This window comes from Rhodopseudomonas sp. G2_2311 (genome assembly GCF_047501505.1).
GTDB classification, from domain to species: domain Bacteria; phylum Pseudomonadota; class Alphaproteobacteria; order Rhizobiales; family Xanthobacteraceae; genus Rhodopseudomonas; species Rhodopseudomonas palustris_H.
Map to the genome: position 1 here is coordinate 43001 of NZ_JAZDRK010000027.1, position 8957 is coordinate 51957.

The following is an 8957-nucleotide window of genomic DNA, read 5'->3' on the forward strand; positions in this document are numbered from 1 at the left end:
CCCTATCTTCGGCAGGTCGAGCGTGAACCTGGTTGGTCGCGATGAGCTTGCCTGCATTGGATTGGTTGCGCGGTTTCCCGGCCCTGGGGGAACTGCCGGAGACGGAACGAACCTCGCTTGCGCAGGCAGCCATGACTATGAGCCTGCCTGCCGGCGCTTCGGTGTTCGCGCCGGACCAGCCCTGCGGCATGTTCATCCTGGTGTGCCGCGGCACGGTCCGCGTGTTTCAGCTCGATCCGGCCGGCAACGAGATCGTCCTGTACCGGCTCGGGCCTGGGAGCATCTGCATTCTCACCACCTTGGCTTTGCTCGCCTCGGACAGCTACAGCGCATTCGCGGTGACCGAAAGCCCGGTCGAGGCGGTCGGCCTGCCCGCCGCGACCTTCCACGACCTGATGGGCCGCTCGGCGCAATTCCGCAGTTTCGTGTTCAATGCCCAGGCGGCACGGATGGCGGATCTGATGGCGGTGATCCAGAACGTGGCGTTCGCCTCGATCGAGACGCGGCTGGCCTCACGCCTGCTGGCGCTTGCGGCGGACGGCCGCGAACTGTCGATCACCCACGCCCAACTGGCCGCCGAGATCGGCTCGGCGCGCGAAGTCGTCAGCCGTCACTTGAAGACGTTCGAGCGCCGCGGCTGGGTCAGCCTCGGACGCGGACGTGTCGAACTTCGCAATGCCGCTCCGCTGCGGGCCGCCGCGCAGGCCGCCCGCTGAACCTCTATTCGCAGATTTTCGACCGATCCTTTGTCGCCGGTGACTTGGTCACAGACCGTGATGGTGGCCCGCCCTAGAACGAGCGTGTCACTCAACCGAGCGAGGGGAAACGAAGATGACTGTGAACATGGGAATGATCGACCGCCTGCTGCGCGCCATCGTCGGCGCCGGCCTGATCTACTGGGCGCTGACCGGCGGTCCGATCTGGGCCTGGATCGGCGTCGTCCCGCTGCTGACCGCGGGAATCGGCTTCTGCCCGGCCTACACGCTGCTCGGCATTAAGACCTGCTCGACCAAGTCTTGACGTCACTACCCAAGTGTGGCTCTCGGGGCGGCGCAGCCCGCTCCCGGGAGTTGCCTTTGTTGAATAGGTGAAACCATGCACAAGAACTGGATCGATCTGACCGGCGAGTTGTCGGTGGCGCTCCGCGAAGTCCGCACCGGCGCGCCGGACGTCATGAAGGGCTTCTCGGCGATCGCCCAGGCCGCGCTCAAGGCCAATGCGCTCGATACCAAGACCAAGGAGCTGATCGCTCTGGCGATCTCCGTGGCGACGCGGTGTGACGGCTGCATCGGCTTTCACGCTGAAGCTGCGGTGAAGCACGGCGCGACCCGCGACGAGGTGATGGAGACGATGGGCATGGCGATCTACATGGGCGCCGGCCCGAGCGTGATGTATGCCGCCCAGGCGGTCGAGGCTTACGATCAGTTCGTCAAGAAGAAGGCCGCAGCGGCTTCGCCTGCGGAGTAACCGCCAACCGCGCGCGGCCCTTCAATTCCGCTCTGCGGTAGGGAATTTCACGCAAGGCGGCCGCTCCGTCGCGCGCCTTGCGTCGCCGCCCGCGCTGCGTCATATGGTCGGGTCCTGTCTCAGAGATCCGACCATGGCGCACCCCATTCAAGAAGTTCTGCAAGCCTTTGCCGCCGGCGAAATCGTCGTCGTCACCGATGACGACGATCGTGAGGGAGAAGGCGATCTGGTGGTCGCCGCCTCGCTGTGCACCGCGGAGAAGATGGCGTTCATCATCCGCCACACCTCGGGCATCGTCTGCGCGCCGATCACCATGGACGATGCGCGGCGGCTGCGGCTCGACCCGATGGTGGCGCACAACGACAGCAACCACACCACCGCGTTCACGGTCTCGATCGACTACAAGCCGGACAACGGCACCGGCATCTCGGCGGATGAACGCGCCTCGTGCTGCCGCGCGCTGGCCAATCCGAACGCCGGCGCCAACGACTTCGCTCGGCCCGGCCACATCTTCCCGCTGATCGCGCGCGAGGGCGGCGTGCTTCTCCGTTCCGGCCACACCGAGGCCGCGGTTGACCTCTGCAAGCTCGCCGGGCTGCCGCCGGTCGGCGTCATCAGCGAACTGATGAACGACGACGGCACCGTCACCAAGGGTGCGCAGGTCGTCGAATTTGCCAAGAAGCACAATCTCAAGCTGGTTACGATCGCGGATCTGATTTCGTACCGTCAGGCGCGCGAGAAGCTGATCGAGCGCGTCGCGACGTTTCCGATCGACAGTCCGATCGGTCCGATGCAGGGGTATGCTTACCGCTCGCCGTTCGACGAGATCGCCCATGTCGCATGCGTCTACAATGGGATCGGCGACGGCAAGAATGTGCTGACCCGGTTCCACAAGCCGAACATCGTCAAGGAGCTTTTCACTGGGGCTCGGCGGATGCAGGCCGTGCTCGACCATTTCAAGGCGAACGGGTCCGGTGTGCTGATCTATCTGCGCGACGGCGCTGCGGGTGTGCCGGTCGCTCCGCTGGACGAGCAGAAGACCGCCGAAGCCGACCGGCATCGGCAATGGCGCGAGATCGGCGTTGGTGCGCAGATCCTGCGTGATCTCGGCGTGACGTCGATCCGTCATCTCACCACGTCGCAGATCGACTACAAGGGCCTGTCCGGTTTCGGCATCGAAATCGTCGGCAACGAGCACCTTGAAGGCACCTGACCGAGGTCTTACCCTCCCCATCAACGTCGCCCGATGCGGCAAGGTCTGAAAGGACAATCGATGAGCGTGCGCGCGCAAACCAAGGACAAGCCGGCTCCGGCGAGCTTCAAGTGGGACGATCCGCTGCTGCTGGAAGACCAGCTCACCGAAGACGAGCGGATGATCCGCGATACCGCGCGCGCTTATGCTCAGGACAAACTTCTGCCCCGCGTCAATCAGGCGTATCTTGAAGAGAAGACCGATCGTGAGATCTTCAACGAGATGGGCTCGCTCGGCCTGATCGGCGTCACGCTGCCGGAAGAATACGGCTGCGCCAACGCCAGCTACGTCGCCTACGGCCTGGTGGCACGCGAGATCGAGCGGGTCGACAGCGGCTATCGCTCGATGAACAGCGTGCAGTCGTCGCTGGTGATGTATCCGATCTACGCCTATGGCGATGAGAACCAGCGCAAGAAGTATCTGCCCAAGCTCGCCTCCGGCGAATGGGTGGGCTGCTTTGGCCTGACCGAGCCGGATGCCGGCTCCGATCCCGGCGGCATGAAGACCAAGGCCGAGAAGGTTGCCGACGGCTATCGTCTCACCGGCAGCAAGATGTGGATCTCGAACGCGCCGATCGCCGACGTGTTCGTGGTGTGGGCGAAGTCGGCCGCGCACGACAACCAGATCCGCGGCTTTATCCTCGAGAAGGGCATGAAGGGCCTGTCGGCTCCGAAGGTGGGCGGCAAGCTCTCCTTGCGCGCCTCGATCACCGGCGAGATCGTGATGGACGGCGTGGTCGTTCCGGAAGACGCGCTGCTGCCTAACGTGTCGGGCCTCAAGGGCCCGTTCGGCTGCCTCAACCGCGCCCGCTACGGCATCTCCTGGGGCGCGATGGGCGCCGCGGAAGACTGCTTCCACCGCGCCCGGCAGTACACGCTCGACCGCAAGCAGTTCAACCGTCCGCTGGCAGCGACCCAGCTGGTGCAGAAGAAGCTCGCCGACATGGAGACCGAGATCACCCTCGGGCTGCAGGCGTCTTTGCGCGTCGGCCGGCTGATGGACGAGGGCAAGATGGCGCCGGAGATGATCTCGATCGTCAAGCGCAACAATTGCGGCAAGGCGCTGGACATCGCCCGCATGGCCCGCGACATGCACGGCGGCAACGGCATCCAGATCGAGTACCACGTGATGCGCCACGCCCAGAACCTCGAGACGGTCAATACCTACGAGGGCACCCACGACGTGCACGCGCTGATCCTCGGCCGCGCGATCACCGGGCTGCAGGCATTCGCGTAAGGCGGGGCGTAAGTCCGCGCCCTCCGTTTCCCGCTCTGCCGTCATCGCCCGCGTAGGCGGGCGACCCAGTATCCCAGGGCGTTCGCTATATGCGATGGCGGTGAGTACTGGATCCCCCGGATGCGCGGGGGATGACTATCCGGGTGAGTTGGTAAGAACAAACAACAATCAAAATCTGGTTGGAAACGCCATGAGCGACGACAATCGCCCCGAGGACGACGTTCCGTTCAATCGCGAGTTCGGATTGCTGCCGGGCATCGTCGAGGAAATCCGTCCCGGCCTGCGCCGCGTGTTGTGCAACAATCCGTCGCCGTTCACTTTCACCGGCACCGTCAGCTACATCGTCGGTCGCGGCAAGGTCGCGATCATCGATCCGGGCCCTGCGGACGAGGCCCATGCCAATGCGCTGCTGGACGCCGTCAAAGGCGAGACCGTCACGCACATCCTGGTCACCCACACCCACAAGGATCATTCGCCCGGCACGCCGCTGATCAAGCAGGCGACCGGCGCCACCGTCTATGCCGAAGGGCCGCATCGCGCGTCACGGCCGTATTTCGAGAGCGAGACGGTGTCGACCGAGTCCGGCGCCGACCGCAACTTCAAGCCGGACGTCGAAATCCGAGATGGCGACATGATCGAAGGCGACGGCTGGACAATCGAGTCGGTGGCGACGCCTGGTCACACCGCCAACCACATGGCGTTCGCCTGGCGTGAGGGTGATGCGCTGTTCGTCGGCGATCACATCATGGGCTGGTCGACTACCATCGTGGCGCCGCCGGACGGCTCGATGCCGGACTACATGGCGTCGCTCGACCGGCTGATCGGCCGCGATGAGCAACTCTATCTCTCCGGCCACGGCGCCGAGATTCCCGAGGGCCCGCGCTACTCGCGGTTCCTGAAGCGGCACCGGCTGGCGCGGGAAGCTTCGATCCTGCATCGCCTCGGCAAGGGCGAGACCGATATTCCCAGCATGGTGCGGGCGATCTACATCGGCATCGACCCGCGGCTCGTCAGCGCCGCCGGTTACTCGGTGCTGGCGCATCTGGAAGATTTGGTGATGCGCGGCGTTGTCGCCACCGAGGGCGACCCGGTGATCAGCGGCCGCTACCGGCTTTCTGGTTAGCAGCCGACCCGCTCACAGCTTGTAGGCGGTGCGGAAGCCGCCCCAGTGCCGGCCACGTACGCGCACCGGCACGTCGATCTCGCGCATCATCACAGTCTGGCCGCCGCCCATGTCGCGGGCGTAGCTTTGGATCAGGAACGAGCGCGTATTGCGTCCTGCGGCGAGCCCGGCCGGGTCGTTGAAGATCCGGCGGTTGCGTGAATTGGCGGTGTTGAAGGCGACGTCGCCCGGCCGCTGCGGCTGCGAGTACAGCTTGTTGTGCACCGGCAGATAGCCGTTGCGGTCGATCATCACGCAGAACGCCATTCGCGGGTCCTTGGCCAGGAAGCTTTCCTGGAACGGCGGCAACGCGCGGTCGGCCCAATCGAGATATTGCGTGCGGTATTGCTTCGGATCGGTGCCGGCGATCTCGACGTAGTTTTCGTCGAACATCTGCTCCAACGTCAGCGCGCCGGACGCAATGCCGCGTTCGAAGATCTTCGAAAGCTCATGCCCGGCCTCGATGGCCCGGGTGACGAACTCGGTGTTCTCGTCACGGATCGCCCACAGCCGATCCTCGATCCGCTGCTGCAGACCTGCGTCGAGGGCGACGAACCGCGCCAGCGCGCCGGCCTTGCCGTGCTCTGCGATGCGGACGCGGCAGGCGCCGATGTCCTGAAGCTCAGCGGCCAGTTGTTGGCCGGTCGTCAGCGTGCCCGCGGCAGGGCCGCTGATCAGCACGCCGTCCATTGAGATCTCGTACACCGGCGCGGTGATCCTGCCGCGTGGAGTGTCGAGATCGATCTGCAGGTGGCAGGGCAGCTTCTCGCGCCGCCGTGCGTCTTCGCGGTCGCCGAGCTTGAGGAGAACCGCGGTCCTGGCCCGGAGCTTCTCGGCGAAGTTGGTGACGTTTTGGCCGGCGCGTGCGACCTCGTCGCCGTGCTGCTCGGCTTCGCGGGTGGCGCTGTCGATTTCCGCGGCGCTGTCGCCGACCGAGGCGATGAAGGTCGAGGCCGAGGTGGCATTGCCGGCGATGTCGCCGGTGGTGGCGTTCTGTTCGGCCACTGCGCCGTTGACGGTATCGAACACCGGCCGGATTGCGGCGATCGCGCTCGTGATGCGATGGACGGCATCGGCTGAGCTGGAGGCATCCCGCTGCAAGGCGTCGATCTTGCGCTTGATCTCCTCGGTCGCCTCCTGGGTCTGCACCGCCAGCGCCTTCACCTCGGTCGCCACCACGGCAAAGCCGCGGCCGGCCGCGCCCGCGCGCGCCGCCTCGATTGTCGAGTTCAATGCCAGCAGCGTGGTCTGGCGGGCGATCTGGGAGATCAGATTGACCACGTTGCCGATCGCGGCTGACGAATCGCGCAGCCGCTCGACATTGGCCGTGGCCTCATTGGCGGCCGCGCTGGCGTCGTCGGCGAGCTGCGACGCCTGGCGGACCTGGGCGCCGATGCCGTGGGCCGAATGGGTGAACTTATCGGCGGCCTCGGAGAACGAACTGGCGGTCGCCTGGGCCGCACTGGTCCGGCCGGTGAGGGCGTCGGTCCGCTCGCGGATGGTGTGCAGCGTCGAGGTGGTCGACTGCACGCCGGTGGTCACGGAATGGGCGGCACGTTCGAGCTGCCGAATCAGCGAACCGAGCTCCAGCTCCAGCAATTCGAGGATTTCACGGGCAGAATCGGTCTCCGCGACGGTCGGTTCGGGTGCCGCCGGAGATGGACCCGCCACGACGTTCAGGGCCGCCGTCTCCGGCGACCGCTTGCGAAATAGGCCGAACGCCATGGTTCCTCCCGCAGAACTAGAAGATGGTCTGCTACTCTCGCGGTACCCCGTGAAGTTACGGTTAAATTTTCTTTCAGTGGAATTACGGGTTTCGCGCCGGATGGCGGCGGCAAGTCTTTGATTTTGGCGGATGCGCCGCTTATAACGCCGCGCCGCAGCCCGAAATTCCAACGGATCGACCCGCGAGAGAGAGCGCATGGCCGGACATTCGCAATTCAAGAACATTATGCATCGCAAGGGCCGCCAGGACGCGCAGCGGTCCAAGCTGTTCAGCAAGCTCGCCCGCGAAATCACCGTCGCCGCGAAGCTCGGCACCCCCGACCCGGCGATGAACCCGCGGCTGCGGGCCGCGGTGCTGGCGGCGCGTGCGGAAAACATGCCGAAGGACAACATCGAGCGCGCGATCAAGAAGGCGATCGGCGGCGACAGCGAGAACTACGATGAGATCCGCTACGAGGGCTACGGCCCCGGCGGCGTCGCGGTGATCGTCGAAGCGCTGACCGACAACCGCAATCGTGCCGCGTCGGACATCCGCTCGTTCTTCACCAAGTCGGGCGGCAACCTCGGCGAAACCGGCTCGGTGTCGTTCATGTTCGACCGCGTCGGCATCGTCGAATACGACGCCGACAAGGCCTCGGCCGACGATATGCTCGATGCGGCTATCGAAGCCGGCGCGGACGACGTGGTGTCGTCGGAGGCCGGCCACGAGGTCTATGCCTCGCAGGAAACCTTCCGCGATGTCGCCAAGGCGCTCGAAGCCAAGTTCGGCGAGGCCCGCAAGGCGGCGGTGATCTGGAAGCCGCAGAACACGGTCGCGGTCGATGACGAGACCGGCGAGAAGCTGTTCAAGCTGATGGACGCTCTGAACGACCACGACGACGTTCAGAACGTCTACGCCAACTTCGAAGTCTCCGACGCCCTGATGGCGAAGATGGCCGGCTGATCAGGACTGCGCGGCCGCTCGGCCGCGCATTCATGACTTGCCGCTTTAAAGCACCGCGATGTTGTACTTCGCAGGCCCGACCACCGACACCACTCGCATGTAGATGGTGTTGTTGTTGTTTCCGTCCTCGTAGATGATGGTCTGGTTCGCCGGCACCGGTGGCGGCGGCGGCGGAGCCGGCGTGTAAGGCGTGTTCGGCACGCGTTGGGTGATGAGCACGCCCGTTGTTCCAGCCGGCGGCAAAGGGCCGATTGGCTGGAGGGTGGGAAAAGTCAGGCTCTCCACCGGCACTGCGTAGGCGTCAGTTTCCGAAACCCGTTTGACCTGACCGTGAGTGATAACTCGGCTCATGATGATCTCCTATCGACTATCTCCGATAGCGCTATGCAATCATCACAACTTTAAGTTGTAAAACACAATCTGCTCACCTCGGGTTTGCACGAGGGGCGTCGCGTTTGCCGGAACTCTCGTTGCGGCGCTGGGGAAGGCTCCGCGCAGCGCGCCGTTGCTATTTTGTTCTTAAGCTTTTCGGCGCTATCACATGCTCATGACCCCAGCGTCGATTCGTAGCCCGATCCGCATCCTTGGCATCGACCCCGGCCTTCGCCGCACCGGCTGGGGCGTGGTCGAGAGCGAGGGCAATCGGCTGGTCTATGTCGCGTGCGGCACGGTGGAGCCGCGTGATACGTTGCCGCTGGCCGAACGGCTGCTGGCGATCCATGACGGGCTGACGAAAGTGCTGGCTGAGCATGCGCCGGCTGAGGCGGCGGTCGAGCAGACGTTCGTCAACAAGGACGGCGCCGCGACCCTGAAGCTCGGCCAGGCGCGCGGTGTCGCGATGCTGGTGCCGGCGATGCGCGGCCTCCTGGTCGCCGAATACGCGCCCAATCTCGTGAAGAAGACGGTGGTCGGCGCCGGCCATGCCGATAAGACCCAGATCCAGATGATGCTGAAGATCCTGCTGCCCAAAGCCGATCCGAAAAGTGCCGACGCCGCCGATGCGCTGGCGATCGCCATCACCCACGCCCACCACCGCGGCGCCGCGCAGCGGCTGAAGGCGGTGGGGGCGTGAGGATTATCGGGACCATGCTTAGCTGCGAGCACAGACCGCTCCCTCTCCCGCTTGCGGGAGAGGGCTGGGGTGAGGGTGACGCGGGCACAGTGCTCGGGGA

The 8957-nt window shown here is 65.1% G+C and carries 10 protein-coding genes; 8 read left to right on the forward strand and 2 right to left on the reverse strand.

Annotated features, from left to right (window positions below):
- Nucleotides 1–41: 41 nt before the first annotated feature.
- From VRZ08_RS23010 to VRZ08_RS23035, 6 genes are all read left to right on the forward strand, one after another.
- Nucleotides 42–716 carry a Crp/Fnr family transcriptional regulator gene (locus VRZ08_RS23010; RefSeq protein ID WP_414534015.1) on the forward strand — a complete coding sequence of 225 codons (675 nt, stop codon included), beginning with the start codon at nt 42–44 and terminating at the stop codon, nt 714–716.
- Between the two features lie 115 nt (nt 717–831).
- Nucleotides 832–1020: a DUF2892 domain-containing protein gene (locus VRZ08_RS23015; protein WP_107343254.1), complete on the forward strand. Its 189-nt coding sequence runs from the start codon at nt 832–834 to the stop codon at nt 1018–1020.
- A 75-nt stretch (nt 1021–1095) separates the two neighbouring features.
- Nucleotides 1096–1467: a carboxymuconolactone decarboxylase family protein gene (locus tag VRZ08_RS23020; protein ID WP_011156656.1), complete on the forward strand. Its 372-nt coding sequence runs from the start codon at nt 1096–1098 to the stop codon at nt 1465–1467.
- A gap of 133 nt (nt 1468–1600) precedes the next feature.
- Nucleotides 1601–2680, forward strand: a complete 1080-nt coding sequence (ribB, locus tag VRZ08_RS23025) for a 3,4-dihydroxy-2-butanone-4-phosphate synthase (protein WP_107343255.1) — start codon at nt 1601–1603, stop codon at nt 2678–2680.
- Between the two features lie 60 nt (nt 2681–2740).
- A complete protein-coding gene (locus tag VRZ08_RS23030) occupies nt 2741–3955 on the forward strand; it encodes an acyl-CoA dehydrogenase (protein ID WP_107343256.1) in 1215 nt (404 codons plus the stop codon).
- Between the two features lie 190 nt (nt 3956–4145).
- Nucleotides 4146–5078 (forward strand): MBL fold metallo-hydrolase, encoded by a 933-nt coding sequence (locus tag VRZ08_RS23035; RefSeq protein ID WP_414534017.1) that lies wholly within the window; start codon nt 4146–4148, stop codon nt 5076–5078.
- A gap of 12 nt (nt 5079–5090) precedes the next feature.
- Here VRZ08_RS23035 and VRZ08_RS23040 read toward each other — a convergent pair whose 3' ends face one another.
- Nucleotides 5091–6842 (reverse strand): methyl-accepting chemotaxis protein, encoded by a 1752-nt coding sequence (locus tag VRZ08_RS23040; protein WP_414534018.1) that lies wholly within the window; start codon nt 6840–6842, stop codon nt 5091–5093.
- A gap of 196 nt (nt 6843–7038) precedes the next feature.
- Here VRZ08_RS23040 and VRZ08_RS23045 point away from each other — a divergent pair, with 196 nt between their 5' ends.
- Nucleotides 7039–7785 (forward strand): YebC/PmpR family DNA-binding transcriptional regulator, encoded by a 747-nt coding sequence (locus VRZ08_RS23045; protein WP_164573973.1) that lies wholly within the window; start codon nt 7039–7041, stop codon nt 7783–7785.
- A 45-nt stretch (nt 7786–7830) separates the two neighbouring features.
- Here the strand turns inward: VRZ08_RS23045 and VRZ08_RS23050 are convergent, their stop codons facing one another.
- Complete coding sequence (locus tag VRZ08_RS23050; protein WP_234820117.1) at nt 7831–8004, reverse strand: hypothetical protein; 174 nt, start codon at nt 8002–8004, stop codon at nt 7831–7833.
- Between the two features lie 328 nt (nt 8005–8332).
- On the opposite strand from VRZ08_RS23050, the gene ruvC reads away from it, so the two are divergent.
- Complete coding sequence (ruvC, locus tag VRZ08_RS23055; protein WP_107357407.1) at nt 8333–8857, forward strand: crossover junction endodeoxyribonuclease RuvC; 525 nt, start codon at nt 8333–8335, stop codon at nt 8855–8857.
- The last annotated feature ends 100 nt before the right edge of the window (nt 8858–8957 follow it).

What these genes read in the sequence shown, in the direction of transcription:
- VRZ08_RS23015 (WP_107343254.1), top strand. Translation starts at nt 832, where the DNA reads ATGACTGTGAACATGGGAATGATCGACCGCCTGCTGCGCGCCATCGTC.
- ruvC (WP_107357407.1), top strand. Translation starts at nt 8,333, where the DNA reads ATGACCCCAGCGTCGATTCGTAGCCCGATCCGCATCCTTGGCATCGAC.
- VRZ08_RS23010 (WP_414534015.1), top strand. Translation starts at nt 42, where the DNA reads ATGAGCTTGCCTGCATTGGATTGGTTGCGCGGTTTCCCGGCCCTGGGG.
- VRZ08_RS23030 (WP_107343256.1), top strand. Translation starts at nt 2,741, where the DNA reads ATGAGCGTGCGCGCGCAAACCAAGGACAAGCCGGCTCCGGCGAGCTTC.
- VRZ08_RS23035 (WP_414534017.1), top strand. Translation starts at nt 4,146, where the DNA reads ATGAGCGACGACAATCGCCCCGAGGACGACGTTCCGTTCAATCGCGAG.
- ribB (WP_107343255.1), top strand. Translation starts at nt 1,601, where the DNA reads ATGGCGCACCCCATTCAAGAAGTTCTGCAAGCCTTTGCCGCCGGCGAA.
- VRZ08_RS23020 (WP_011156656.1), top strand. Translation starts at nt 1,096, where the DNA reads ATGCACAAGAACTGGATCGATCTGACCGGCGAGTTGTCGGTGGCGCTC.
- VRZ08_RS23045 (WP_164573973.1), top strand. Translation starts at nt 7,039, where the DNA reads ATGGCCGGACATTCGCAATTCAAGAACATTATGCATCGCAAGGGCCGC.
- VRZ08_RS23040 (WP_414534018.1), bottom strand. Translation starts at nt 6,842, where the DNA reads ATGGCGTTCGGCCTATTTCGCAAGCGGTCGCCGGAGACGGCGGCCCTG.